Below are 24,840 nucleotides of genomic sequence, written 5' to 3'. Positions count from 1 at the left end.
TTAGTAATTAAATATCAACTGACGGGGCATCCGGGGGGACAAGACGGCGTTCACCGCGAGGTCCACGTACAACCGCGTCTGGGGGGTCATCAACTGGTCTAAGACCGTTTGGTAGTAAGTAAAGACATCTCTATACCGGTTATAGGACGCGTAGACCAGCACACTGTAGTAATTTTCAGTGGTCGAAATCATTTCGGTATGGTCAACACTTTTGGCTAACGTGCGTTCCCGTTGCCGGTGTGACATGTTGTTCAACGCGGCCGCTTGCTTGGCATCACTGAATTCAGTCGCTAGCATTACGGAATCGGCCCCCAAGTTGTACACGTGTTCCACCGTTTGCTCGTGTCGTGTCAGACGTAAAATGGCTTCGCCACGTTGATTCAACAAGTAACTGGTCTGTACGACCCCATCCTGAATCTTAGCCACGCCCACCACGCGGCCGGTCAAATCGTACGTGTCCACTTGAATTAATTGGTCGTGGAGGTAATGCCGCAAGACCATGGGCGTCTGGTCGTCTAACTGGTGGAGCTCCGCACGTAAATGCCCGTGGTCCAGGTAACGCCGAATCTGGTCATGATCCGTAGTAAAGACCCGTTCGGTATAGGCCGTTAAGTCCGGTTGGTTACGTTCCTCTGCACTGAGCGCCAAGCCAGCGTCTTTGGCCGCCAGTTCCGCAATCGTCACGATGCGGACCCGGTGCACCCGCTCGTCGTTGCGCGCCAAGCGTTCGATAAACTGGCGCACCTCCCAAGCGGCGTCAAAATCCACTAGGGCCACCAACAACTTTACGGGGACGTTTTCCTGTAGGGCCGCGGTCAGTTGTCGGCTAAAATTTGGTTTATGTAACCCCTCTAACGAAGTCACGAGAAATATGATTTGCTGCACTGTTGTTCCCTCCGTTTACGCGCGTCAAGATGAAAAAATCCCTAGTCAGCGACTAAGGATTTTATGGTCATCGACTACTCTTCTTCCTTCCAGGCCTCGTCATCAGCTAAGCCCAAGTCGTGCTTGATCTTGGTCGTCGAGATGCCTTCAGTCCGAGGGAGGTAGATGACTTCGCAATAATCCTTTAAGAAGTCAAACTTGCCCTTCCAGTCGTCGCCCATCACAAAAATATCGATGTCGTTGTCTTGAACGTCGTGGATCTTTTGATCCCAGCTCTTCTCGGGAATCACGCGGTCCACGTAACGAATGGCCTCAAGAATGTATTTCCGGTCTTCATAAGATGTGTAAGCCCGCTTACCCTTTTCGGCATTGAATTCGTCAGAAGACAGGCAGACCGTTAAGTCATCACCCAACGCCTTGGCACGCTTCAATAACCGAATGTGGCCCTTGTGAAGTAAGTCGAACGTTCCGTACGTAATTACTTTTTTCATGTAGACTCTCCTACTTTATCTGGTAATTTCCCGACAAGCGCCGGGGACATTATAAAAATCCAATAACAAAGTAAATATTAGCATATTGAGCGGTGACGTCAACTTTTAACCGCAAACATTATTATTTCTTGAGATTCTCCTGACTTACTGGCCGCCGCTCCAACTGCCAAATACTATATAGATACTGCACCACGGTCTTGACCACCGCGTATAACGGAATGGCCAGAATCATCCCTAACAAACCGGCAATATTACCCGCCGCCAGTAAAATAATGATGATGGTCAGCGGATGAATCTTCAGGGTCCGCCCAATGATGTTGGGGTAGACCAAGTTGCCATCGATCTGCTGAACCACGACCACCACGATGATGACGTAGAGGACCAGGCTAGTACTGATGGTGAAAGCTACGATCAATGCCGGTAAAATTCCAATGTAAGGCCCCACGTAAGGAATCAGGTTGCACAACCCCGCAAAGACCCCGAGCAACAAGGCGTATTTCTCCCCCACTAACACGTAGCCGACTGCGGTGAAGATGCCGACAAACAGGCACTCTAGAATCTGACCACCGATGTAACGGGCAATCGTGGCGTTCATCCGGCTCAAGAGTTCCAGCGTCTGTTCGCCGTGCTTGGCCGGTAATAGCCGCCGAATCGCCGGCATAAACTTCTCGCCATCTTTTAACATATAAAACAGCATCACCGGCGCCGTCACGGCCGTAATGGTTACCGAAGTCACAGTGCCCACGATGGTCCCGATGCCCGTAGTCAACCCACTCATGAAGCTCTCGGCGTACTTGGCCAGCGAACTCTGCAGTTGCGTCAAATACTTCGAGACATCCACCTGCTGGAGCCACGGATGTTGGACCGCCTGGCGGATGACGCTTTCACTGGCCTTAGCGAAGTCGGGGATGTTACCCACCAACGTGGTAATTTGCGAAACCAGCCGGGGTACCAACCAAGCGATGGCCCCCGCAAGAACGGCAGCCAGCCCCAAAAACACGATAGCGACCGCGGCGGTCCGGTTGAAGTGCAGGCGTTTGAACCGTACTCGCTCAAGCAGTTTGACGATAGGGTTCAACAAGTAAAATAAGATGCCAGAAATCAGTAACGGCGTAAAGATGGCCGATAAAAACACCCCAATCGGGGAAAACAGGAAGCTAATCTGGGTACAGACCCAAATCAACGTGGCCACCACTAATAACTCGACCGTCCAAAAGAATACACGTGATTTACTAAATTGGGGCATTGCCAAGCTCTCCTTTCGGCGTCCAACTTCAGGGGTTGAAAAGAGGCCGGGACGGTCATTGCTAACTGTCCCGGCCCCTTTTAATGGTTCGGAAGACAACTCATACCGATCGCCACCGTCAGTCCTAATGGGAACGTCGTAATAGCTCTTGATAACGTTGATACCACAAATCAACGTAGGCCTGTGAAAACGGCCCTTTTTGGTGATTGATCCAATCGACGAGCGTGAGTACGTTCGCCTTTAAGATGCGATCAGTCTCCTTACCGTAATGCCAACGTTGACTGAAGGTCTCGTATTCATCCACGTCGAGAAGTCGCTTCTCGCCGTCGGGAAAAACCTTCACGTCCAAATCATAATCGATATACTTCAACGCCTCTTTGTCCAGGACATACGGGGAAGCTAAATTACAATAATAGAATACCCCATTGTCCCGAATCATGGCGACGATGTTGAACCAATAATGCTTGTGAAAATAAACGATTGCGGGTTCACGAGTCACCCACCGTCGACCGTCGTCTTCGGTGACCAGAGTATGGTCGTTGACGCCGATCAAAACGTTTTCGCTTGTTTTGAGTACCATGGTGTCGCGCCAAGTTCGATGTAAACTTCCATCATGCTTGTAGCTTTTGATCGTAATGAAGTCGCCTTCCTTAGGTCCTCTAGCTTCGCGCGTCATGTTTATAACCCTACTTTCTAAGTAACGGGTAACTTTAAAAAATTCACTCAATATTATACCAGATTCGCCATTATTAATGAATACCTTTAGGCGATTGGACCGCGAAAGTTCTTGGGTTTTCGGTCGTACCCGTGTACACTTAATCTAAAAAAGAGGTTATCTCATGTCAAAATTACCCTTAAGTGCCTACGAACCCCGTATCCCCGAAGTCGCCGAACTCCTCGCCGACACCCCCGACTTACACGCGTTCTTTATGGCGCTGACGCCGGGTTATCAACGCGAGTGGGCTCGGTTCATCTTTGGCGTTAAAGCCGTAGCTACCCAACAACGTCACGTAACCGTCATGCGCACGGTCTTTAGCGCCGGCTACAAGTCCAAACGGGCTTATGATAGTCGGCCGAAAGGTTAGTCAATCACCAAACGACATCATAACCACCTAAAAAGGGACCCGGAGATTCATTTCTCCGAGTCCCTTTTGGCAACTCATCAGTCTATTTTCCCAATTGCCCCGCTTCCAACAGGTTCCAAATCTGAACTGCAGCAGTCTGAGCTAACTGGTTCGGCCGGTAATAATTCGTGAGGAGTACGACCCCATCTCGACCGTCCTTACTTAGCAACGCTGAGGCTTCATGCCCGTAAGCCAGGCCGTGAAGCCGGATATACCCCGGTTCAATGTAGGCGCCACCGCCGTAAGTCGACGCCGTCCCCGGCGTTAACAAGACGTTGACGTCGGCCTGTGGGTAGAGCTGGCCTTGCAACATATCTCGTTCCCCGACATATAAGTCATGGGCGGACATGTAGACCTGTCCCGTGCCAAATTGGTAATACTTCGAGGTCAACGATTCCCCGTACTGGTGCGCGTAAGTCGGCACCACGTCGTTAGCGTTGCCGTTGGTATAGCCATGAGCGTAATCGTGTTGCTGATCCATGTTGAACGTGAACCCGGTGTGGTGCAACCCGAAGGCCTGCGTGATGTTCGTGGTAAAGTACTGTCGATAACTCTGGCCGCTGACCTTTTGGATGATGCCCGCTAGTAACATGAAGTTGACTGGCGAGTAGTTCCATTGGCCAATCTTATCCGGGTCACTGACCACATTTTGTAAGATGAATTTTAGCATCTGTTTTTCGGACCGCACTCGGTTAGGGAAGGCCGTAAACGTTAATCCACTCTTCATATCCAACATATCACGTAACGTAATGGCGTCTCCCCCGTCAATCTGCGGGTAGTACTTGGCTAACTTATCACTCAACGCCAGCTTCTTTTCCGCCGCTAGCTTCATAATGAGTCCCGCCGTAAACGATTTCTGAACGGACGCCAATTGGTACTCCGTGTTCCGGCCGTTTTTTTGGTGCGTCCCGTAATTGGCGTAACCAAACCCTTTTTCATAAACGGTCTTGCCCTGCCGCACCACCAGTGCCGTCCCCACGAACCGGTTGGCCCGTAACACGGCATCGATTCGCCGGGTAGCCGCCGTATTCCGCGGCCGGGATGGGCGTTTCTTGGACGACGACTGGGCCTTGGATTGGACCTGACTCGATGACTGACTGCTACTACTACTGGTATTGACCACGGCCGGCTTGGTCTCAGCCTGGGTCTGGTTCTGATTATTCAACCAGAATACTAACCCCGCGCCTAACCCCACGGCCACTGCCAACGCTAACGCAAAAATCCCCATTTTGGCCTTCATTTCAGACTCCCCCTGTCCGCTTAATCCACTAAGCACTGCTTTTTGATTGATTGCTCAGCTGAAGCCCAACAACGCTGGTTGTCCCCCTGGGCTTCGGTTTTAAATATCGTTAATCCTCAGTTAGCGACGTCAACCAATGGTCAATTTCGTCCAAGCCAAACCCTTTGCGGTACAGAGCCTGCTTGGTTTTATACCGCCGCTCGCTAGCCGCAAGGGTCCGGTACTTACGCCACAATTTTTCGCCCTGCTTGGCCAATAACGCGGCCTGCTGGTCAGCGTCCGGTTTCAACGCCAACGCGGTGACCATCGCTTGGGCCTCATCACTGGCAAATCCCCGAGTGATCAAGCCCTGGCGAATCTTCTGTTCCTGGGTGTGAAAGGCTTGTCGCTGATAGCGTTTTGCCAGTTTCTGCGCCACCGCCGTCCCCACGGCTAGTCGCTGATCAGCTGAATAAAGCTGTAATGCATCGTCGATGGGCCGTTCGAGTACCCCTTTCTGGCGCAAATGCTGACGAATCACCCGCGGTCCCTTATCGCTAGTTCGTATCATCGTCCGCACGTAACTGGCCGCATAGTGTGCGTCATCGACCAACTTCAAATCTTCTAATCGTGCCAACGTCGCATCAATAACGGTCGGTTCAATGTCGAGATCGGCCAACTTGGTCCGGACTTCCTTCTCCGTCCGTAGCTGGTGAGACAGATAATCTAACGCGCGATTATAAGCCTTGGCCACATCATCGGCCGCGCTTAGCTGTGCTTCTAACTGCTGGTCAATCTCCATGCCCTTAAACAACCGAAACTCGACCAGCACACTCTCACTGACGGGAAACGCGTAGTGGCCGTCCACGTAAATATTGTACCGACCGGCTCGTTGCTGAGCCTGAATCATGGTAATTACCGCCAAATCCAAGTCACTCCTATCTCACTAATTCTAGCCCCCATTCTAACAGGTCTGCGGTTTTCTGGGGGACGAATTTACAATTGAAGTGCAACAAGTAAGAAAATAAAAATAGACTCCTAGCCTGAGTCCTGTAGAATGAAGTCACCATAACAATCATCTAAAGGAGTTCTTAGGCTATGAGTCCATATACACATCTTACCTTAAAAGACCGCGAATGCATACTGTTAGGTGTAACTTTACACCATACTTACCAGGTTATTGCCAATCAAATCGGTTGTTCCAAAGCCACTGTGTCACGAGAAATTAAACGCAACGGCGGTCGGGGCGCCTATTCCGCCGTAAAAGCCCAGCAGAACTATCAACAGCGCCGATTAAAGAGTCGCCGCCTCAGGGTACTGGAGAATTTAAAGCTACGCGACTTTGTCCTTCACTGCATTCTTCAACGACAATGGTCACCCGAGCAAATCGCCGGTCGTTTATCTTTAGAGACCAGTAATTGGCATATCAGCTACAACACGATTTATCGCGGAATTGAACGAAATAATTTAGGCGTTAAACGTAAAAGTCATGGGGCTCGAGGATTCGCTCGAAAGTTACGACATCGTGGGAAAACTCGTAAGGTTAAAGGAACTGTCAACGAACGACGTGGCCGTTTTAATAATGTCCCATCAGTCCATGAACGACCAGTCTCATGTGAGAATCGGACTCGTTTTGGCCATTGGGAAGGCGATACCGTTCGCGGCAAGGTCGGGCGTTCGGGTTTAGTGTCACTGGTCGACCGTAAGTCACGATACCTTCTGTCTGAGCGTGTACCCAAAGTGAATGCCAAGAATGTGACCCAAGCGATGATCGACCTCCTGCATACAGTCACACCTAAACGCGTTCGTACGCTTACACCAGACCGAGGTACAGAGTTTGCGGGTTATCGTGAAGTCGGTAAAGAGCTTGGTATCTCAGTCTATTTTCCAGACCCGCACGCACCACAACAACGTGGGACCAACGAAAATACCAATGGTCTCATCCGAGAGTATTTTCCCAAAGGAACTGACCTTGATGAACTGACCGATCAAGATATCGCGAAGTTTGTCAGGAATTTAAATAATCGCCCCCGTAAGGTCTTAGGCTGGAAGACACCATCTGAAGTTTTCTTCGGTAAAAAGTTACACTTGATTTGACAATTCGTCGGGCGAAAAACCCAATATTAGTTAATCGATTAGCTTTTCATCCAACATAGTATCACGTCCCTGAATGGTTCCTAGTCACCCTTCGGTAGACCTGTTATAATTAATTTAGTTAACCCTAAACCTTAGCGGACCGGGACCGTCCGCGGCGTAGGGCCAGTAGGAGGAAAATGCCATGATTACAGCACAGGTGGTTTTTGCCACCATTACCGGCAATAACGAAGACATTGCCGACATCATTACCGAAAAACTTGAGAGCCTTGGCTGTCAGGTCACCGAAACCGAGATCTCTCAAGCCGACGCCACTGATTTTCAGACCGCCGATATTTGCGTGGTCTGCCCGTACACCTATGACGAGGGCGCGTTGCCCGACGAAGGTCTTGACTTTTACGAAGACCTACAAGGCCTCGATCTAACAGGGAAGCTTTACGGGGTGGCCGGTTCTGGAGACACCTTCTACGGTCAGTATTACAACATTTCCGTTGATAAATTCGCCGCGGCCTTCCAGCAAGCCCACGCCACCCCGGGTGCTCCTGACGTTAAAATCAATCTGGCACCCGACAAGGACGACATCCGTCAGTTGGACGCCTTTGCCCAGCAGTTGGTTTCGAGTCATCAAGACCAAAAATAACGGCCGTTTGGGCCAAAACGTGGCGCGCAACTTCCGTTCGAAGTCACCCGCCACATCGCTTATTCCCCGCACCTAATCGTGCCGGGGATTTTTTTTCGGTTGATGCTGCTGAATAAAGCTGCGCAACCGGGTCTGTTCCTCCGCGGGACCATCCACTAGTTCCTGGACTGAAGCGTTCAACACCGCCCCGAACATCAGAATCATCCCGGTAAAGTTCAACCAAAACATCAAGACGATGAACGTCCCAATGGTCTTATAGCTATCGATACTATGCATAAAATACTTTAAATACAGCGAAAACGCTTGTGAAAGAAGTAACCAACCCAATGCCGCCGTTAACGCCCCTGGCCAGACATAGCGCCACTTAACCCGTGCGTTGGGCACAAAGTAAAACAAAATGGCTAGGATAAAGAACGTGACCACAAAGGTAACCGGCCACCGTGCAGCGTTGAAGTACGACAATAGGTACTCGGGAAAGTGAAATAACGGAATCAGGTGTTCCATGATGAGCTGACTGAAACTGAAAAAGAGCATTAATGCAAATAAGAGCAAAATCAGCACGACCATCCAAAAGAACGCCCCGACCCGGTTGATGAGGGCGTTTTGCGTACGCCCAACGCCATAGGCCCGGTTCACGGTTCGTTGAAAAGCCGCTACGGCCCGTGACGACGACCAAATGGCCACCACGACCCCTACGGAAAGGACGCCACCGCTCCGTTGGGTCAAAAAGGCATGAATAATCGGTCCCAGCATCTGGTAGATGTCCGCGGGCACGATGGGCTCAATGCCCTCCATGACCGTCTTGGCATCCAACTGTAAGAAGGGCAACAAACTGGCCACAACTAAGAGCGCTGGAAATAAAGAGAGTAACAAATAATAGGCCAGCACTGCGGCCGAATCCGAAACATTTGCCATCTTATAGTGCCGCGCCACGGCCTTGATTACCGGTTGCGCTTTGGCCACTAGTTTTTGCCAACGATTAGCCACGGCAGGTCGACTCCCCTCGTTAGAATGATCCATAATCTTCCGCAAACTTCAACGTCTTGATCATCTTTTTCAGTGTCCGCCGACTAAACCGCACCCGTTTCGCCTGCCGGAACGTTTCAATAAAGGTCGCCAAGTCTTGATAATTGGCCACCGCGGTACAATTGTACGCGTCCTTAGGATTCAGCTTCGTTTTATTGCCGACCACGAGCGAGTTACTGCGCTCATAGCGATCATAGTAGTTGTAATAGACCAGTGGTTTAACGAAGTCGATGATGCGGTCGTTTTTGTTCTCCAATTGCTTGTGCATGGTGATTTCACTGTTGATGTAACGCACCAGCAACTTGGAGGACAGCTCCGCTTGGGTAGCGGGATTGCCGATTCCCGTGTGTAAGGTCACCGACCGTTTCTCGCGTCCTTCCTGTTCAAGACTCAACGTATATCCTCGCGTCAATGACTCGTTTTCTTCAGAAAGGTTTGGTAAGAAGAAGCGGTCCAACTGGGCCGTCAACGCTTTAGTCGTGTCCTTTTCGTGGTGGCGTCGTAAATTGACCGCGGAAAAGTCATCCAAACTCGACGAAAAAATCTCGTCCGACAGATCATGAAAAATCATGCCCCGCCAATACTTACTTTCGACATTGATCACGCCAAACGACGTGACCAATAAGTTATCGATCTGCATCACGCGCCAAGAATCCCCTTCATTCATTTCCTGAGTAACGGGATTTTTGACCTTATTGGCAAAGTGCACATTCCGTAAGATTTTATAATCAAACCGTTCATTGTGCTTTCTTGCCTCGTGATGAATATGCCGCATGATTTCGGACAACTGTTCGGTCGTCTTAATCTCCGCGCGGTCATACGCTGTTTCAGCCATTAAGCTTGCCTCCATTGATAGTCTCTTGAATCGCCGCTAAAATCCGTTGGGCAGCGTGGCCGTCCCCATACGGGTTCTTTGCTTGGGCCATGGCTTGGTAAGCCGTCGTGTCATCTAAGAGCGCCTCCATAGCCGTGGTGACCTTGGCGGGATCCGTCCCCACTAATTTCAAGGTGCCACTGGTGACCCCTTCTGGCCGTTCCGTGGTGTCACGCAAAACTAGCACGGGCTTATTCAACGACGGGGCTTCTTCTTGCACCCCTCCGGAATCGGTCATGATAAAGTAACTCCGCGCCGCTAGGTTATGAAAGTCGACCACGTCTAGCGGTTCGATCAGATGAATCCGGGCCATCCCGTCTAGTTCGGCGTGGGCCACTTTTTGCACAGCCGGGCTCAAATGGACCGGATAGATAACTTCCACGTCTGGGTGGGCAGTGACGACCTGCCGAATGGCGTGTAAGACCCGGTGCATCGGTTCGCCCTGGTTCTCCCGCCGGTGCATGGTCACCAAAATCAAGCGGTTGGCGGCATCGACTTGGTCCAACACCGCATGGTGATAATCGGCATCAACCGTCTGCTTCAAGGCGTCGATAGCGGTATTGCCGGTCACGTAGATTTGGTTATCGGGATGGGCCTGCTTCAAAAGATTTTGCCGCGAAAGGTCGGTTGGCGCGAAGTACAAGTCACTTAAAATATCCGTCAATTGGCGATTCATTTCTTCAGGGTATGGCGAATATTTGTTCCAGGTGCGTAAGCCAGCTTCCACGTGGCCCAACAAGGTTTGGTGATAAAAAGCGCTCACGCTGGCCGCAAAGGTGGTGGTGGTGTCACCGTGGACCAACACGATGTCTGGTTTGGCCTCACTCAACACTTGGTCGAGGTGGTCTAAGACCCGGGTGGTAATCCCACTTAGGGTCTGATTGGGCCGCATGATGTTTAAATCATAGTCTGGCTGAATGTGGAAGATCTCCAGGACCTGGTCCAGCATTTCCCGGTGTTGGGCCGTCACCACGGTAATCGGGGTGAACTCGGCCGGTCGCTGTTGCATGGCCAAAATAATCGGGGCCATCTTGATGGCTTCTGGCCGGGTCCCGAACACGGTCATCACTTTAATGGGTTTCGTCATTGTTTTCCTCTACTTTCCGGATTCATTATGCCCAATTATAGCAGATACCCGCCTAAGTTGGGCGAATGACCTTTTTTATTCTGATGGGTTTCGTTCAGAACCATTCAAGCATAGCGCAATCACGAGCGCCTGTCTAAGGGCATACTCACTCCCCACCATTCCTGCTTTGTATTTCGCCTCTAGCTAAGAAAGATACCGAAACATAAAGGAATCGTAATGGTCATTTAGACCGGTTTGCTGTAAAATTAAGCGTGTTGTTTGAAAGGAATGTCTATACATGAAAACACTGAGTTTAGTCGTTCCTTGCTATAACGAGGAGGAGTCAATTCCATTGTTTTACCGAACCGTTAGCAAGGTGATCGACACCATGAACACCCCGACCCAAACGGTCACACCAGAATACATTTTCGTCGACGATGGCTCATCGGACCAGACGTTAGCGGAAATGAAGACGCTCCACCAAGCGCACCCCGAGACGGTCCACTTCCGGTCGTTCTCACGTAACTTTGGCAAGGAGTCGGCCTTAGCCGCTGGACTTCAGGCCACGACTGGTGATTTAATTGCCGTGATGGACGTCGATTTGCAAGACCCACCCGAATTGTTGCCCCAAATGTTTCAGCTCATCGAAAACGACGGCTACGACTGCGTGGGCACCATTCAAAAGGAACGCAAGGGTCAAAGTAAGTTACGGGCGTTCTTGTCTAGTAGCTTCTACCGCGTCATCAACCGCATCTCGGACGTGCGCATTGAACCAAACGCCCGGGATTACCGGTTGATGACCCGGCAATTCGTTGACACGGTCCTGGATCTACCTGAATTCAACCGTTTTTCCAAGGGAATCTTTAGCTGGGTCGGGTTTAAGACCACTTACCTGACCTACGAAAGTCAACCACGCGCGGCGGGGACCACGCATTGGAACTTACGGCAACTGTTCTCGTATTCGATCGAAGGCATCATCGATTTTTCGAACGCACCGTTACGCTTAGCCACCTGGGTCGGCAGTATCTCGTTTTTCTTGTCGCTGATCGGCCTGATTTTCGTGGTGGTTCGCGCCCTGACCGTGGGTGGTGCAGTTGCTGGTTGGCCATCTTTAGTCGTCATTGTCCTATTGATTGGTGGAATCCAGCTCTTTTGTCTGGGAATTCTCGGCCAATACATCAATAAAATTTACCTCGAAACCAAACATCGACCAAAATACATCGTCCGAGAAGAAAAGTAATCGCGGCCCCTATCAGGTCAAACAGCCCCGTCAACGCGACCGTGAGTCCATCACGATCCCGCTTGACGGGGCTGTTTTTGTTAGTTATTTGACCAAACAAAAGGACCCAAGCATCCAAGCCTGGGTCCTAGCAAACGGGTATTAGCAGTGAAGTCCGTTAACAACTCGTTCGGGATAATCAAGAGAAATTAATGTAAGATGGCGTTGATAATCACGACCATGATAATCCCCACAATCGAGATAACCGTTTCTAGGGACGTCCAAACCTTGAAGGTATCCTTGACACTCAAGTCAAAGTATTCAGAGAACATCCAGAAACCGGCATCGTTGACGTGAGAAGCGGCCAAGGACCCAGCACCGATAGCTAACGAAATCATGACCGGATCGGCACCCAGAGAGTGCATCAACGGCGTGATCAGTCCTGCAGCCGTCATCCCGGCAACAGTCGCTGACCCCAAGGAGACCCGTAAGATAACGGTAATGAACCAAGCCAAGATTAGTGGTGAGAAGGAAGAGTTGACCATCAATTGTTGCACGGCCTTCCCCACGCCCCCATCGATTAAGACTTGTTTGAAAGCGGAGCCACCAGCGATGACCATTAAGAGCATCGCAATGGACTTGACAGCACTTTCAATCGTGCCACTGATTTCCTTCATCGTCCGCTTCCGGTGCAGACCCATGGACCAGATGGCAAAGAGCAACGCAATCACCATGGCGATAACGGGGTTCCCTAACATCGAAACAACCGCATCCATACCATGTGGATTCTTTGGCGTTGTCCCACCGTCAACCGTCATTTGGTAAATCGTGGCCAAAGCCATGAAGATAACCGGGAACAAAGAGGTCAAAACAGAAATCCCAAAACCAGGCGTTTCCTTCAAATCAAATTCCTTCACTTCACCAAAAGCCGGTAAGGACTTCTTGATAACGAAAAGGTCTGGACTGAAGTGCCGAATGACCCGCGTCCAAATCGGACCAGCGACGATCACACAAGGAATGGCAACGACGATCCCGATTAACAGGACTTGACCCAAGTTGGCCCCCAAAGCCGTGGAAACGGCAGTTGGGGATGGTTGTGGTGGCAAGAAGCCTTGCGTCGCTGACAGTGCAGCGGCCATGGAAATTCCTAAGTACAGGAATGGCACTTCCGCTTCAAGCGCAACGGCAAAGACGATTGGCGTGACCAGAACTAACCCAACTTCGAACAGTAACGAAATCCCAATCAGGAATGACGCCACCAAGATAGCGACTTGCAAGCGCTTTTTTCCGAAGATGTTAATTAACGTCCGCGCAATTCGGTACGACCCACCGGCATCTGAGACCAACCGGCCGATCATGGCCCCGAACCCAAAGACGATAATGAGTTCACCCATAGAACTGCCAATCCCATCTTTCAGGGAAGTCGCAATATTAGCAGGGTTCATCCCGAGGCCTAACGCCACTAGGATCGATGTTGCGATCAATGACACGAAAGTATTCAACTTAACTTTAATAATCAGGAAAAGTAACAGTAGAATACCCAACAATAAAATCACGAACTGCATTTTTCTCTCTCTTTCCTATGCCAGATTCTGACGAATTACTTGATTAGTGCTAATTCAATCATTTCGCATAGGCCCCATTGTATGAAACTTTTTTTCAACTTGCAAGCGTTTCACCGAATATTATTTTCGTTTTCATCATGAAAGGTCCGTGAAAACGTTAGCGCACAATCATTACAGAAATCGGAGAATATTTTGCCATGTAAGCGGCCTGACTTCCAAAATACTTCCGCACGCCAGTTTTCGATAAGGACCCGATAACTAAAATATCAGGTTTAACTTCTGGGATGATGCTCTTCACCATCGCTTCACCGGGATCGCCCTCACCGATGACCAACTTAACCTTTTGAACGCCGACCCGTTGGGCTAAATCCTGGTAGCCCTCCAAGTGTTTGACCAGTTCGGCACGCTGACCATGCACGTAATCCTTGTTCAATGCTTGGTAAACATTCATATCATCGGACTCCATGATGGTGCAAATCACGAGCTCCGCGTCATCGGATTTTGCCCGATTCATCGCGTACCGAAAAGCCAATTGGGCGTCCGGAGAATCGTCCACCCCGACCAAAATGCGCTTAAACTTCTTGGGATTCATCGTTTCTGTATTATCCATAATTTGACAACCTCCTCAAATCTTTAAACACCACCTATATTATACAAGAAAGTTTTCTAGAAAGCGCCTGCAATTTGACTTTTCATTTGAAATATATAAATGGTTTTACTAAATAAAAACTAATTTGCCGCCGCTTACATTGCTTTCAAAAGGTTTTGGTCTAGTTAAGAATATTTTAGTGTCTTTAAAAAATAATCGTTTGTGGTTACGAATTCCGTCGTTCGGGTTTTACGCCTACATCGCAAACTGCCGGACTACGATTCCTCCCCCGTAACTAATCGACGGCGTAAAATGCCACCCCAAATGAGAGCCGCTCATCCCAGTGGCTAGCCGACGGTTGACCTTAGCCTGATAAAACAAAAAAAGCTCTACCTATATAGAAGAGCTTCTTCATTGTGAATTTATTTACTTGATTAGCTCATTCGGCGATTATATCAACTTATCTTCCGCTTGGCCGGGCCACTGACTGGGGCGCGAGGTGGGCGGCTAATTCCGCTTCCATCGCCGGTACCGCCAGGACCTTCCCCGTCCAGAACTGAAAAGCCAAGGCTTCTTGCCAGATCAAACAGCCCCAACCGGTGTGGGTCTCACTTCCCTGCTGCGCCGCCTGAACTAAAAAGGGGCTCGTACGTACCAATGCGCTCCCATCCACAACGAGTTGTCCCGGGTGCAACTGCCGCATGATTGCTAAGGAAACTGGGTCGTCGGTACCTTGCGTCGCCTTAATTACCACGTCGGCTTGGGCGACGAGTCGAGCTAGGATGGTCGTCGCCGTAGCGAGATGCACCCGTAAGGTCCCGTCCATCATTTGGGCCAAGCCACTGAGCCACGTTGCTTGGCTAGCGTAACTGGCAGTTACTGGTACGATGACATCAATCTGCGAACAACCGGTATCTACGGCTGCCGCAATGATGGCCTGCCCCAAGGTCTCTGCTCCTAATACGACGAGTCGTCGACCGGTGACCTGTAACCCCCGCGCTCGTAGATCCTGAAACAGTCCCGCGCCCATTGTGTTGTCACCGACTAAACGGCCGTGGTCGTTGCGAACGGTGTTGACGATTTGCGTTTGTCGCGCCCGTAACGTTAAAGTATCTACCAAGGGCACCACTGCGCGCCTGAAGGGACCTGCCAAATTAACTCCCACTAGCCCCCGGCCACGAATGTCTGCCATTACAGCCGGTAATTTCCCAGGAACCACGGTAAACGTCTGGCAACGGGCCGCGCCCCAAGTCAGTATTTGTGGAAGCCAAGTTTCCTGGTGCGTCGCGTCCGTCAAAAGTCCAAATTGTACCATCTCGCTGTTTGTCATAAAATCGCCCTCTCAATCCAATCGTAACCGCTGGTGATGCGTAGACGGATACGGACGATTCTTCAAATATCGGCGGATGAACCTGAGTCGCCCCCAAATATTAAGAAGAGTCACGCAGCTATTTACCCATCACCGCTGTGACTCTTCCGTAGATTTTACCTCCCGAAATGAACTGGTCACAGTTGTTGCGAAGCGTCGTGCCCGCAGCAACTGCCAGCACGACTACTGAAACCAGCTATAATATCGTTTCGATTGTCGTGCTGTCCAAGTCGTCATAGTTAAAATCTCCTTATAAAGTTAATGGTTACTTAATAATTGAAAGTTTACTCGTTTCTATAAAAAAGTCAAATTGATTTTTCAGTTTCTTCTATTAATATAGTTCTATTTGACTCCCCTACGATATTCTTTGCTAACCCCCAAATTCTGGAATCAATAACTAATCAAAAAAGTATCGCGTTTTTATAAAATCAATTTTATTCATGGGGACACTGCTAAATTCAGTGACCTTCCCTCACTAATAATCTGACCAACGCAACACTGATGATAATCTCCAAAGTGACCACTAACTAAGTCTCAACAACTTATTTTGAACGGTGCCGGATAATTTGAAAGAAATCTACGACCAAAGTGACGTAGTAAAATAATGCCGCAATTACCGACAAAACCACGAAAATGTCTTGAATAATCCCAACAATTCCGGCCGCGTGATTTTGCACATTAGTGTACCAAAAGTAGCTTGCTAAAACCGTCCAAAAAATGCCTCGAATAAAGCGCTTTAATTGGGTGCCCACGGAAACAGACCTCCTTTCTCCTCTACCGTGCATAGTTTTCAACCTAAGGAAAGGATATGGTTCCATTATACGTCATTCACTCACCGAATAGTCCACTAGTTCAAAATAACCCGCCAGACTTCTCACCACCTCTACCTAGCCGCACAAAAAAACCGCCACGTCTGTTTGACGTGACGGTCGGTTCATTCATGACCCCACCCGGACTCGAACCGGGATCATCCGCTTAGGAGGCGGGTGCCCTATCCAGTTGTGCTATAGGGCCAGTGTACAACCCGTGAGTTAATTTTGACACGGATTGTTTTAATTGTAAAGGACGGGTTAAGAGCGTTCCCGGTCGTGTTGGGCATCCCGGTCACGCCACTTTTTACGCATCCCCTTGTTTTTATTATGCCGATTCTTGTGCTTTTTGGACTTCTTGGGCGTTGGTGTCTCTTGGTGCGTGGCTGGGGCCTGCGCCGGTGAAGCCGTCACGGTTGGCGTCAATGAGTCGTGCGCCGGTCGCGTAGCTACCGTTCGTGCCGCCTGCGTCGCCGGTCGTACTTCGGCCCGAACCGCGGGCGTAGCGCTCGGCCGTTCCGTGGTCAACTGCCGGCCGGAAAAGTACACAGAGACCAGGTCATAGTCCGTCTCGCGCAACAATTTCTTGAGGTCTCGCAAGTCATGGTCGTCACCAAGACTGATGACCTGGCCTGGTTCGCCCATTCGCCCGGTCCGCCCCGCTCGGTGAACGTATTCGTTGATTGTGCTAGGCAGATCATAGTTGATGACGGCCGGTAGCTTCGGAATATCTAATCCTCGCGCCGCCACGTCCGTGGTCAGTAACAGACGAGTCCGTCCCTGGCGGAAGTCTTGGAGGGCCTTTTCCCGTTGGACTTGCCGTAAGTCACTGGTCAGGCTGGTCGCCGAAACGTGGTCGTGATAAAACTTAGTCGCCGTGTGCTTCAGCGTATTGGTCTGCTTGAAGAAGACCAATGCCCGAAAGTTGGGCACCGCCAGGAGGCGTTTCAACATCTGATCGCGCTTCCCCATCCCGACCTGTAAGAGGACGTGGCGGACATCGCCTTGGGTGTGGTCTTCCTGGCGCACGTCGATCCGCGTCACTTCTTGACCGAACCATTTCCCTAAATCACTCAAGATGGCCGTATCCGTCGCGGAAAAGAAGCCCAGTTGAACGTCGGCCGGAGCTGCTTGAGCCACAGCCCGGACCGTTTCTAAGGTGTCCCCAGTCAACAAGTCATCGGCTTCGTCCACAATGATCATCGAAATCAAGTGGACCTTGAGTTTACGGTCCTGAATCAGGTTCAGTAACCGACCTGGCGTCCCCACGACCACTTCGGGCCGCTTTTTAAGACGTTCGGTCTGCCGTTTAACGTTGGCGCCACCGGTCAAAGCGGCAACCTTTAAATTCAAAAGTTTGGCCCAATCACGCATCACCCGACTGGTTTGAATCGCCAGTTCCTGGGAAGGTTCTAAGACCAACAATTGGGTACCGTCGCCAGGCAGTAAGGTCGCCAAGGCAGGTAAAGTAAAGGCTACGGTCTTGCCCGACCCGGTCGGGGCCAACCCCAAAACGTTCTGGTCACTGGTCATGGGACCGTAAACCGCCGCTTGAATCGCGGTGGGTTCCGTGTAGCCTAGGGCGCGAAAATGTGCTTGATACTGTTCTAACATAGTTGTTCCTCTTCTTTTCTAGTTTTCGTCGGCCGGAAAATATAAATTCGCTGAGACCCGTAAGTCGTACAAGACTTGGTTCACCTGTTGACTCCACCGCGACCAGCGCCGATAGTCGGCCGCATTCTGGGCGTCGTCCGGGTTTTGAAGCACCCGAGCGAAGTCGGCGACTTCTGGCAATAGTGGGTTAGCCAGCTCTGGCTCGGTCAGATCCGTCACGGTCCCATCAGCCGCATACGCGTGGACCTGGGTCACTTCACCAGCATCGTCCAGGGCTAAGGTCTCTTTCAACCCGTAAATCTCGGACCAGGCGTAAGCGTTACTGGTCTTACCGAAGTTCACGGTCACGTCGAAGTCCCCGTAGCGTAAGATGGCAATCCCCTTGCCATCGGCACCGGTCGCAACTAACGTAGGAAAATAGGCCACGTGGGCTGGTTGACCAAACAACGCCACGGCCAAGTAAATGGGGTAGACTCCGAGATCTTGTAACGCCCCACCAGAAAATTCCTTGGTGAAGACGTTGGGCCGCTCGCCGGCTAAGACTTGGTCGTAGCGCGACGAATACTTCATATAGCTCAACGTGGCCCCTTGAACCATCGGCAACGCGGCCACCGCTTTTTCCAAGGCATGGAAATTCGGGGTATGGACGTTGCGTGCCGCTTCTAATAAACGCACGTGGGGATGACGAGCCAGTTCCGCTAACAACGCCGTCATCTCACCCTGATTGCTCACAGCGGGCTTTTCCACGATGACCGAGATATCTTGGCGAATCGCTGCTAGCGCCTGTTGAAAATGTAGACTGTTCGGGGAGGCCAGGTATACCACATCCAGGTCGGCTTCCGCCAACATGGTAGCATAGTCCGTATAAGTCGCCGCGGCATGATTCTTCTGGGCAAAAGTCGTCGCGGTCTCTGCATGCCGCGAGTATACCGCCGCTAAGTCGTATTGCTGTGATAATGCCAAGGCGTCAACCATCTGTTGCGTAATCCAATGGGTCCCAACTGTTCCGATCCGAATCATGAGTCATTCCTCCAATACAAGTCTGAGTTGTGGGGGCAGCGACGCACGACCGTGACCACCCTCCCCACAGGTCATTATCTAGTCTTCCCTTATTCTACCAGTCCCCACCGCAAAGGCATAGTCAGCACCTTGTTTTTTCTTAAAAATGGAGAGGGTCTTGCGTGGTTTATCCCTTAAAACATGTTATATTTAGGGTAGACAATAGTTCAAAGGAGGGATTTCCGGTGAAAGGTCGAGAACTTGCACTATTTGGTATTTCACTACTTGCCGGACTAACTAGTGGCTTCTCACTTCGCAAAAAGCAACACGATGAATCCAATGAGTCCCCGCTATTTTATGCGGGTACCTGGCAATTTGTGGACCCGTATAATCAGCGGCGCCACCAGTTAGAAATCAGCCCGAATCTGGATGTACACATCGATGGTCGGTCCCTGGAAGTCAACGTCAAGGGCCTCGACGACCACAAGCTGACGTTTCAAGATAAATTTGGGTATCACTTAGTCATCCGGGCCAATGAGCAACGGCCCATCTCGTTTTTTGATGAGGCTGACGATTGTACCTATACGGTACACCCCGTCGATAACTCGTCGTCCGCTCCGGCCCATTGATGGCCTCACGCCCGTAAAACTCAAAACGGATCATCCACACGCCTAAATGCTGATTTGGACGTGCGGATGATCCGTTTTTGATTTAGTCCTGTTGATAAAAGTGCACCCATTGCTGGTGTGAGCCGTTAAAGACCGTAAAACCCACGGCCTGCGACTGCCCATTTTGAGACAAGTGACCGTTAGCGTCGTATTCAATCAACGCCACCCGGTCGCCATAGTGACCCAACTGGCTATTGGCGACCCATTCGGTTTGGTTGGGCAAAACGGGCCGCACAAACTGGGCCAAGACCGTGCGACTAGCATAGACCACGACGCCTTGGTGATAGGTCCGTTCCAGCCTGGTGACGACTCGTTTGAGTTTCTGCCCCTGAGTGGCCATTCGTCGGTTACTACTGTTGTATTGATCATAGTAACTGACCGCCACCATGATGGGCAGCCCTCCCGTCCTCTGGCCTACGGTTTGCTTAAAGTGAGCTACTTGCCGTTGCGCTGACGACGTGAAACTAAACGTGTGCATCACACCCACTTTCAGGTCCGCTCCCTGAGCTCGCGAGTAGTTATTACTAAAATCATTATCACTATAGGTGGCCCCAGACGTGGCCTGGATGTAGACGAATTGATGGTGTTTGGCGAGCTGCTGAAAATCGAGGTAACCGCTCCCCTGATTGATAGTGACCCCCTGAACGGGATACTGATTAAGCTGGTTTTGCTGATTTTCCTGCCACGTTTGCCAGCCAAAGATGCCTAACGTGACCAAGACCACCAGCAACGCAAACCAGCCCACGTGCCGCCACCGTCGTTTCCGGCGTGCCGCACGAATGTAAATTGGTTGATAATCCCGTCGTTTCACCATCGTCACCGTTCCCGTCTAACCACTTTGGTTTATTATACCATGTGGTGGCTTAGGGTTCTTCGCGAGTTCGTTCGATAACGTCTCTGACGTGCATCAAAACTGGTTGGGTCCGCGACGAACTGCGTAGGACCGTCATCATGAACAGACTATCGAGAATGGCGATCTGTGAAATCAGGGAATACAAGCCCTCGGAACGATACTGGATCTCATCGGTCAACGACAGTAAGGTCACAGTCGCCGCCCGCGCCAAAGGTGAGCCACTGTAACTGGTAATCCCGATGATGGGAACCTCATTTTCCTTGAGGACCTTGACCAGTTGAATCGTTTCGTAGTTTTTTCCTGAATGGGAGATGACCACGGCACAGTCATCCTTGGTCATTTTGGCTGCCTGCATCAACTGGATGTCATAATCCGGATGATAGGTCACCGTAAGTGACGTCCGCACAAACTTATGGTAGCCGTCTAGTGCTGCCACGGAGGACCCCCCGAGGCCGAAGAAAGCAACGTTCTTGGCGTTGATCAACTTTAATACGGCCCGGGCGATGTCCTTTTCACTTAGCGCATCGTTGGTCTCTTCTAGCGAGGCCATCGACGAATGAAACACCTTGTTGGCGATGACACCCAACGAGTCCCCCTCGCCTAATTCCTTGAAGAGCTTAGCCCCTTCCTTAGCGTCGACCACCACCACGTGCGCCAACTCCATGGTAAATTCCCGATAGTTGGCGTAACCTAACCGTTTGACGAAACGGGAGATCGATGCGGTCGACGCTCCGGCGGCACTGGCAAGCTCACGAATCGTCATCTCACTGACCGACGACGGACTGTTCAGCGCCAATTGCGCAATCCGTTTTTCCGTGGTCGAGAGACTATCATATTTCCCCCGTAGCTTACCCAATGCTGAACGTGCGATAACCACCATCACCTTTCCTGTTTTTAGAAATCTTTTTGTAAATATTTTACAACACCCCACTTGAAAAGTGAAACTTTTTTACATATAATAAACAGCGTTGCCTTTGGGAGCGTTTTTGTCTAAAATGGGCCGTAAGTCACATTTTGATGAGGGCCAACGCTTGCTTTTCAACAAACGACCCAGTACGCTATCTATGATAACGTTTTCGTCATGGGAACGACGGTCTCCACTGGCTGATACCGAGAGTTTTTACCCGGTTGCGACGTCAAGGTACCGTAAGACGCTAGTGACTTAATCGAGTTACCACGAAAGGAAGAATTTTATGGATTACATGATTGGAGTCGACATTGGTACGACCAGTGTCAAAACAGTCCTTTATGACACTGAAGGTAAGATGCAGGGTTATTCAAACAACCTGTACCCGTTGTACCAAGATGTCCCCGACATGGCCGAAGAAGATCCCGAAGAAATCTTCTCCGCAATTATTGATGGCTTAACGACGGTGCTACGGAAGGCTGATTTGAAGAATGGTCAATTGCACGGGGTCTCCTTCTCCGCTGCGATGCACAGTTTGATTTTATTAGACAAGGACCACAAGCCATTGACGCGGGCCATCACCTGGGCCGATAACCGGGCCGTGCAATACGCTGACGAACTTCGTGAAAACGGTGTCGGTAAGCAATTGTACGAAAAGACCGGGACGCCGATCCACCCAATGACGCCGCTGAGCAAGTTAATCTGGTTGCGCAATGAACACGCTGACCTCTTCAACAAGGCCCGTTGGTTCGTTGGCATCAAGGAATACGTTATCTACAAGTTATTTGGCGTCTTACAAGAAGATTACTCTGTTGCTAACGCCACTGGGTTATTCAACATCTTCAAGATGGACTGGGACGACCAAGCCTTAGAAGTCGCCGGAATCACCCGCGACCAACTTCCTAAGCTGGTGGACACCACCGACCAAATCTCCGGTATGAAAGCTGATTACGCCGGTGTGATTGGTATGGACCCGAACATTCCGTTCATCATGGGAGCTTCCGACGGTCCGTTAGCGAACCTCGGGGTCGACGCCATCAAGCCAGGAGTCGTCGCTGTGACTATCGGAACGTCTGGTGCAGTCCGGGTCGTCACTGATAAGCCAAAGATCGACCCTAAAGGCCGGGTCTTCTGCTATTACCTGTCCAAAGGCCGGTGGGTCGTTGGTGGACCGGTCAACAACGGGGGGATTGTCTTCCGTTGGGTCCGGGATCAACTCTTCGCGCCCGAAAAGATTACGGCGGAACAAATGCAAGTCGATTCTTACGACCTGTTGACCGAAATTGCGTCTAAGATTCCGGCCGGTTCCGATGGCCTCATCTTCCACCCATTCTTAGGTGGCGAACGGGCCCCAATCTGGGACGCTAACGCTCGGGGCTCCTTCTTCGGGTTAACGCGGACCCATTCCCGGGCGCACATGGTCCGGGCAGCCTTGGAAGGTATCGTCTACAACCTCTACACGGTCATGTTGGCTCTGGAAGAAGTCGTGGGCAAACCATCCAGCATCCAGGCAACTGGTGGTTTCGCGCGTTCCGCGCTCTGGCGCCAAATGTTAGCTGACATCTTCGAACAAGACGTCACGATTCCCGAAAGTCCTGAAGGAACGGCCTTAGGGGCTGTGACCTTAGGGATGTACTCCTTGGGTCTGATCGATGATCTGACTGAAGTGAAGAACTTTATCGGGGTTGCTAACGTGCACCACCCGAACCCGGACACTTACGAAGCTTACCGGACGTTAGTTCCAATCTACATCCGTTTGAGCCGGAAGTTACAATCCGAGTACAAGAACATTGCGGAATTCCAGCGAAAGCACCCGCAACAAACTACTAAAAAATAACGGTTAATCACCCGTAAGGGGGCCTATCCAAACTTGGATAGGCCCCCTTTTTTGTCTCCCCGGCCACCGACTGGCCGCAACCTTTGACCCACCAAATCATTTTTCAGAAAACTAGCCTATTTTAGTTGCGTCAAAATGAAACAAAAGAAGGTTCTTTTATGTACAAATTGTGTACCATCAAGTATAATATAAAGCGCTTACGAAAAGTCTGTTTTGGGGGAAGCTGGCTTTTCACACTATATCAAGATGAAAGGGCTTACTACTATGGAACTTTTAGCACTTGTTGTTGGGGTCATCTTTTTATTGGTCCTCATTATTCGTTTCAAAATCAACACCTTCGTCTCGCTGGTCATGACTTCCGTTTTGACTGCGCTATTACTGGGCATGAATCTGACCAAGATCATGGCCACCATCGAAGAAGGAATCGGCAGTCAACTGGGAGAACTCTCCTTGGTCTTCGGTTTCGGGGCCATGCTGGGTCGGCTGGTCGCCGATGCTGGTGGGGCCTACGTGATTGCCACCACCTTAATTGATAAATTCGGTAAAAAACGATTGCAAGTTGCCATTATGCTGGCGTCATTCATTATCGGGATCGCCCTGTTCTTTGAAGTCGGCCTGGTCTTATTGATTCCAATCGTCTTTGCCATTGCCGTTGAAGCCGACGTGCCGATCCTGTATCTGGGAATTTCCATGGCCGCTGCGCTGTCCGTGACCCACGGGTTCTTACCACCCCATCCGGCGCCGGTTGCCATCGCCGCCGTCTTGAATGCTAACGACGGAGAAATCCTATTACTCGGGTTAGTGGTTGCGATTCCCAGTGCCATCGTGGCTGGGCCCCTCTTTACCAAGTTGGCCCAACGCTTTGCGCCCAGTGCCTTCCAGCAAAAAGGGAACCTGTCGTCATTAGGGGAAGTCAAGACGTTCAAAAAGTCCGAATCCCCTAGCTTTGGGATGGCCGTCTTAACCTCTTTATTCCCCGTTATCTTGATGGCGATTACCACCATCTACAAGATGACGGTCAACGGCGGGGCCACGCCGACCAAGGGAGCAACCATGCTGGACCATATCATCGCCCTGATTGGCGATCCGGCGATGGCCATGCTGATTTCGCTGTTAGTGGCGATGTTCACCATGGGCTGGGCCCGCAAACGGCCAACGTCCGCCATCATGCAAAGTCTAGAAGATGCTATCAAGTCGATTGCCATGCTGCTTTTGGTCATCGGAGGTGGTGGCGCCTTCAAGCAAGTCTTAATCAGCGGTGGTGTCGGGGACGAAGTGGCGAAGATCTTCGTCAATTCCAATATGTCGCCTTTACTCTTAGGCTGGTTGGTCGCCGTGGTCTTACGGGTAGCCTTAGGCTCTGCGACCGTCGCGGCCTTGACCGCCGCCGGCATCGTGGCCCCTCTGATGGCCCAAGCCGGCGTGGACCCCGCTTTGATGGTGCTCGCCATTGGGGCCGGGTCATTAGCCGCTTCGCACGTGAACGACGCCGGTTTTTGGATGTTCAAGGAATACTTCGACCTCTCCGTCAAACAGACGTTAAGTATCTGGACGGTCCTGGAAAGTATCATTTCCGTGGTCGGCATCATTATCGTGCTGTTGCTGAGCCTAGTTATCCATTAACCTGCCAGTGACTAGTCATTCCCCCGTTTAACGTATCACCGACAAAACACTAACGTGCACCGCTTTTAAATGGAAAATCCATTTGTAAGCGGTGCACGTTTTAAGTTATTTGGTGTTCATCAT

At 50.8% G+C, this 24,840-nt stretch carries 24 protein-coding genes and 1 tRNA gene; 7 read left to right on the top strand and 18 right to left on the bottom strand.

Annotated elements, in window-relative coordinates:
- The 4 genes from H3M12_RS07360 to ntdP all read right to left on the bottom strand — a co-directional run bounded on the left by H3M12_RS07360 (window position 1) and on the right by ntdP (window position 3,298).
- A complete protein-coding gene (locus H3M12_RS07360) occupies window positions 1–885 on the bottom strand; it encodes a hypothetical protein (RefSeq protein ID WP_129033140.1) in 885 nt (294 codons plus the stop codon).
- Between the two features lie 74 nt (window positions 886–959).
- Window positions 960–1,376 carry a glycerol-3-phosphate cytidylyltransferase gene (gene tagD / locus H3M12_RS07355; protein ID WP_129033141.1) on the bottom strand — a complete coding sequence of 139 codons (417 nt, stop codon included), beginning with the start codon at window positions 1,374–1,376 and terminating at the stop codon, window positions 960–962.
- Window positions 1,377–1,497: 121 nt separating this feature from the next.
- Entirely contained in the window at window positions 1,498–2,622 is a 1,125-nt protein-coding gene (locus tag H3M12_RS07350) for an AI-2E family transporter (RefSeq protein WP_182150576.1), read from the bottom strand.
- 124 nt (window positions 2,623–2,746) lie between these two features.
- Window positions 2,747–3,298, bottom strand: a complete 552-nt coding sequence (gene ntdP / locus H3M12_RS07345; protein ID WP_129033143.1) for a nucleoside tri-diphosphate phosphatase — start codon at window positions 3,296–3,298, stop codon at window positions 2,747–2,749.
- Window positions 3,299–3,461: 163 nt separating this feature from the next.
- Here ntdP and H3M12_RS07340 point away from each other — a divergent pair, with 163 nt between their 5' ends.
- Entirely contained in the window at window positions 3,462–3,707 is a 246-nt protein-coding gene (locus tag H3M12_RS07340; RefSeq protein WP_129033144.1) for a YdeI/OmpD-associated family protein, read from the top strand.
- Between the two features lie 82 nt (window positions 3,708–3,789).
- Here H3M12_RS07340 and H3M12_RS07335 read toward each other — a convergent pair whose 3' ends face one another.
- Window positions 3,790–4,986, bottom strand: coding sequence for a serine hydrolase domain-containing protein (locus tag H3M12_RS07335; RefSeq protein ID WP_129033145.1), 1,197 nt, complete (start codon window positions 4,984–4,986; stop codon window positions 3,790–3,792).
- Between the two features lie 109 nt (window positions 4,987–5,095).
- A complete protein-coding gene (gene recX, locus H3M12_RS07330; protein ID WP_170955001.1) occupies window positions 5,096–5,875 on the bottom strand; it encodes a recombination regulator RecX in 780 nt (259 codons plus the stop codon).
- Between the two features lie 188 nt (window positions 5,876–6,063).
- Here recX and H3M12_RS07325 point away from each other — a divergent pair, with 188 nt between their 5' ends.
- Together H3M12_RS07325 and H3M12_RS07320 are read left to right on the top strand one after the other, a co-directional pair.
- Complete coding sequence (locus tag H3M12_RS07325; RefSeq protein WP_182150575.1) at window positions 6,064–7,062, top strand: IS30 family transposase; 999 nt, start codon at window positions 6,064–6,066, stop codon at window positions 7,060–7,062.
- A 181-nt stretch (window positions 7,063–7,243) separates the two neighbouring features.
- The gene (locus H3M12_RS07320; RefSeq protein ID WP_129032875.1) at window positions 7,244–7,699 is read left to right on the top strand and encodes a flavodoxin; all 456 of its coding nucleotides are present in this window, start codon (window positions 7,244–7,246) and stop codon (window positions 7,697–7,699) included.
- Window positions 7,700–7,771: 72 nt separating this feature from the next.
- Here H3M12_RS07320 and H3M12_RS07315 read toward each other — a convergent pair whose 3' ends face one another.
- Genes H3M12_RS07315 through wecB form a run of 3 tightly spaced genes read right to left on the bottom strand, consistent with a single transcriptional unit; the run spans window position 7,772 to window position 10,686 of the window.
- Entirely contained in the window at window positions 7,772–8,686 is a 915-nt protein-coding gene (locus H3M12_RS07315) for a YihY/virulence factor BrkB family protein (RefSeq protein ID WP_129032876.1), read from the bottom strand.
- Window positions 8,687–8,705: 19 nt separating this feature from the next.
- The gene (locus tag H3M12_RS07310) at window positions 8,706–9,560 is read right to left on the bottom strand and encodes a nuclease-related domain-containing protein (protein WP_129032877.1); all 855 of its coding nucleotides are present in this window, start codon (window positions 9,558–9,560) and stop codon (window positions 8,706–8,708) included.
- Window positions 9,553–10,686 (bottom strand): non-hydrolyzing UDP-N-acetylglucosamine 2-epimerase, encoded by a 1,134-nt coding sequence (gene wecB, locus H3M12_RS07305; protein ID WP_129032878.1) that lies wholly within the window; start codon window positions 10,684–10,686, stop codon window positions 9,553–9,555. Before wecB ends, H3M12_RS07310 begins: the two co-directional genes overlap by 8 nt.
- Before the next feature lie 277 nt (window positions 10,687–10,963).
- Here wecB and H3M12_RS07300 point away from each other — a divergent pair, with 277 nt between their 5' ends.
- Window positions 10,964–11,905 (top strand): glycosyltransferase family 2 protein, encoded by a 942-nt coding sequence (locus H3M12_RS07300; protein WP_129032879.1) that lies wholly within the window; start codon window positions 10,964–10,966, stop codon window positions 11,903–11,905.
- 188 nt (window positions 11,906–12,093) lie between these two features.
- On the opposite strand, the gene H3M12_RS07295 is transcribed toward H3M12_RS07300, so the two are convergent.
- The 7 genes from H3M12_RS07295 to H3M12_RS07265 form a co-directional block, all read right to left on the bottom strand.
- Entirely contained in the window at window positions 12,094–13,449 is a 1,356-nt protein-coding gene (locus H3M12_RS07295; protein ID WP_129032880.1) for a gluconate:H+ symporter, read from the bottom strand.
- A gap of 157 nt (window positions 13,450–13,606) precedes the next feature.
- Window positions 13,607–14,059 (bottom strand): universal stress protein, encoded by a 453-nt coding sequence (locus H3M12_RS07290; protein WP_182150574.1) that lies wholly within the window; start codon window positions 14,057–14,059, stop codon window positions 13,607–13,609.
- 439 nt (window positions 14,060–14,498) lie between these two features.
- Window positions 14,499–15,353, bottom strand: coding sequence for a shikimate dehydrogenase family protein (locus H3M12_RS07285; RefSeq protein ID WP_182150573.1), 855 nt, complete (start codon window positions 15,351–15,353; stop codon window positions 14,499–14,501).
- A 596-nt stretch (window positions 15,354–15,949) separates the two neighbouring features.
- Window positions 15,950–16,159, bottom strand: coding sequence for a hypothetical protein (locus tag H3M12_RS07280; RefSeq protein WP_225423542.1), 210 nt, complete (start codon window positions 16,157–16,159; stop codon window positions 15,950–15,952).
- A gap of 189 nt (window positions 16,160–16,348) precedes the next feature.
- A tRNA-Arg gene (locus tag H3M12_RS07275) sits at window positions 16,349–16,421 on the bottom strand.
- Window positions 16,422–16,477: 56 nt separating this feature from the next.
- Window positions 16,478–17,830 carry a DEAD/DEAH box helicase gene (locus H3M12_RS07270; protein WP_129032884.1) on the bottom strand — a complete coding sequence of 451 codons (1,353 nt, stop codon included), beginning with the start codon at window positions 17,828–17,830 and terminating at the stop codon, window positions 16,478–16,480.
- Window positions 17,831–17,848: 18 nt separating this feature from the next.
- Entirely contained in the window at window positions 17,849–18,850 is a 1,002-nt protein-coding gene (locus H3M12_RS07265) for a Gfo/Idh/MocA family protein (protein ID WP_182150572.1), read from the bottom strand.
- 224 nt (window positions 18,851–19,074) lie between these two features.
- Between H3M12_RS07265 and H3M12_RS07260 the strand changes: the two genes are divergently transcribed.
- Entirely contained in the window at window positions 19,075–19,458 is a 384-nt protein-coding gene (locus tag H3M12_RS07260; protein WP_129032886.1) for a DUF4828 domain-containing protein, read from the top strand.
- Between the two features lie 82 nt (window positions 19,459–19,540).
- Here the strand turns inward: H3M12_RS07260 and H3M12_RS07255 are convergent, their stop codons facing one another.
- Window positions 19,541–20,311, bottom strand: a complete 771-nt coding sequence (locus tag H3M12_RS07255) for a GH25 family lysozyme (RefSeq protein WP_182150571.1) — start codon at window positions 20,309–20,311, stop codon at window positions 19,541–19,543.
- 49 nt (window positions 20,312–20,360) lie between these two features.
- Complete coding sequence (locus H3M12_RS07250) at window positions 20,361–21,206, bottom strand: MurR/RpiR family transcriptional regulator (protein ID WP_233449151.1); 846 nt, start codon at window positions 21,204–21,206, stop codon at window positions 20,361–20,363.
- Window positions 21,207–21,543: 337 nt separating this feature from the next.
- Between H3M12_RS07250 and gntK the strand changes: the two genes are divergently transcribed.
- Both gntK and H3M12_RS07240 read left to right on the top strand, forming a co-directional pair.
- Window positions 21,544–23,094 carry a gluconokinase gene (gene gntK / locus H3M12_RS07245; RefSeq protein ID WP_129032889.1) on the top strand — a complete coding sequence of 517 codons (1,551 nt, stop codon included), beginning with the start codon at window positions 21,544–21,546 and terminating at the stop codon, window positions 23,092–23,094.
- Between the two features lie 264 nt (window positions 23,095–23,358).
- Window positions 23,359–24,717, top strand: coding sequence for a gluconate:H+ symporter (locus tag H3M12_RS07240; protein WP_129032890.1), 1,359 nt, complete (start codon window positions 23,359–23,361; stop codon window positions 24,715–24,717).
- Window positions 24,718–24,840: the final 123 nt, after the last annotated feature.

Source organism: Levilactobacillus suantsaii (assembly GCF_014069315.1).
GTDB lineage: Bacteria > Bacillota > Bacilli > Lactobacillales > Lactobacillaceae > Levilactobacillus > Levilactobacillus suantsaii.
Note: the sequence above shows the minus strand (reverse complement) of the source record. Positions and strands in the feature narration are given on the sequence as shown.

What these genes read in the sequence shown, in the direction of transcription:
- tagD (WP_129033141.1), bottom strand. Translation starts at nt 1,376, where the DNA reads ATGAAAAAAGTAATTACGTACGGAACGTTCGACTTACTTCACAAGGGC.
- H3M12_RS07350 (WP_182150576.1), bottom strand. Translation starts at nt 2,622, where the DNA reads ATGCCCCAATTTAGTAAATCACGTGTATTCTTTTGGACGGTCGAGTTA.
- ntdP (WP_129033143.1), bottom strand. Translation starts at nt 3,298, where the DNA reads ATGACGCGCGAAGCTAGAGGACCTAAGGAAGGCGACTTCATTACGATC.
- H3M12_RS07340 (WP_129033144.1), top strand. Translation starts at nt 3,462, where the DNA reads ATGTCAAAATTACCCTTAAGTGCCTACGAACCCCGTATCCCCGAAGTC.
- H3M12_RS07335 (WP_129033145.1), bottom strand. Translation starts at nt 4,986, where the DNA reads ATGAAGGCCAAAATGGGGATTTTTGCGTTAGCGTTGGCAGTGGCCGTG.
- recX (WP_170955001.1), bottom strand. Translation starts at nt 5,875, where the DNA reads ATGATTCAGGCTCAGCAACGAGCCGGTCGGTACAATATTTACGTGGAC.
- H3M12_RS07325 (WP_182150575.1), top strand. Translation starts at nt 6,064, where the DNA reads ATGAGTCCATATACACATCTTACCTTAAAAGACCGCGAATGCATACTG.
- H3M12_RS07320 (WP_129032875.1), top strand. Translation starts at nt 7,244, where the DNA reads ATGATTACAGCACAGGTGGTTTTTGCCACCATTACCGGCAATAACGAA.
- H3M12_RS07310 (WP_129032877.1), bottom strand. Translation starts at nt 9,560, where the DNA reads ATGGCTGAAACAGCGTATGACCGCGCGGAGATTAAGACGACCGAACAG.
- wecB (WP_129032878.1), bottom strand. Translation starts at nt 10,686, where the DNA reads ATGACGAAACCCATTAAAGTGATGACCGTGTTCGGGACCCGGCCAGAA.
- H3M12_RS07300 (WP_129032879.1), top strand. Translation starts at nt 10,964, where the DNA reads ATGAAAACACTGAGTTTAGTCGTTCCTTGCTATAACGAGGAGGAGTCA.
- H3M12_RS07295 (WP_129032880.1), bottom strand. Translation starts at nt 13,449, where the DNA reads ATGCAGTTCGTGATTTTATTGTTGGGTATTCTACTGTTACTTTTCCTG.
- H3M12_RS07290 (WP_182150574.1), bottom strand. Translation starts at nt 14,059, where the DNA reads ATGGATAATACAGAAACGATGAATCCCAAGAAGTTTAAGCGCATTTTG.
- H3M12_RS07285 (WP_182150573.1), bottom strand. Translation starts at nt 15,353, where the DNA reads ATGGTACAATTTGGACTTTTGACGGACGCGACGCACCAGGAAACTTGG.
- H3M12_RS07270 (WP_129032884.1), bottom strand. Translation starts at nt 17,830, where the DNA reads ATGTTAGAACAGTATCAAGCACATTTTCGCGCCCTAGGCTACACGGAA.
- H3M12_RS07265 (WP_182150572.1), bottom strand. Translation starts at nt 18,850, where the DNA reads ATGATTCGGATCGGAACAGTTGGGACCCATTGGATTACGCAACAGATG.
- H3M12_RS07255 (WP_182150571.1), bottom strand. Translation starts at nt 20,311, where the DNA reads ATGGTGAAACGACGGGATTATCAACCAATTTACATTCGTGCGGCACGC.
- gntK (WP_129032889.1), top strand. Translation starts at nt 21,544, where the DNA reads ATGGATTACATGATTGGAGTCGACATTGGTACGACCAGTGTCAAAACA.
- H3M12_RS07240 (WP_129032890.1), top strand. Translation starts at nt 23,359, where the DNA reads ATGGAACTTTTAGCACTTGTTGTTGGGGTCATCTTTTTATTGGTCCTC.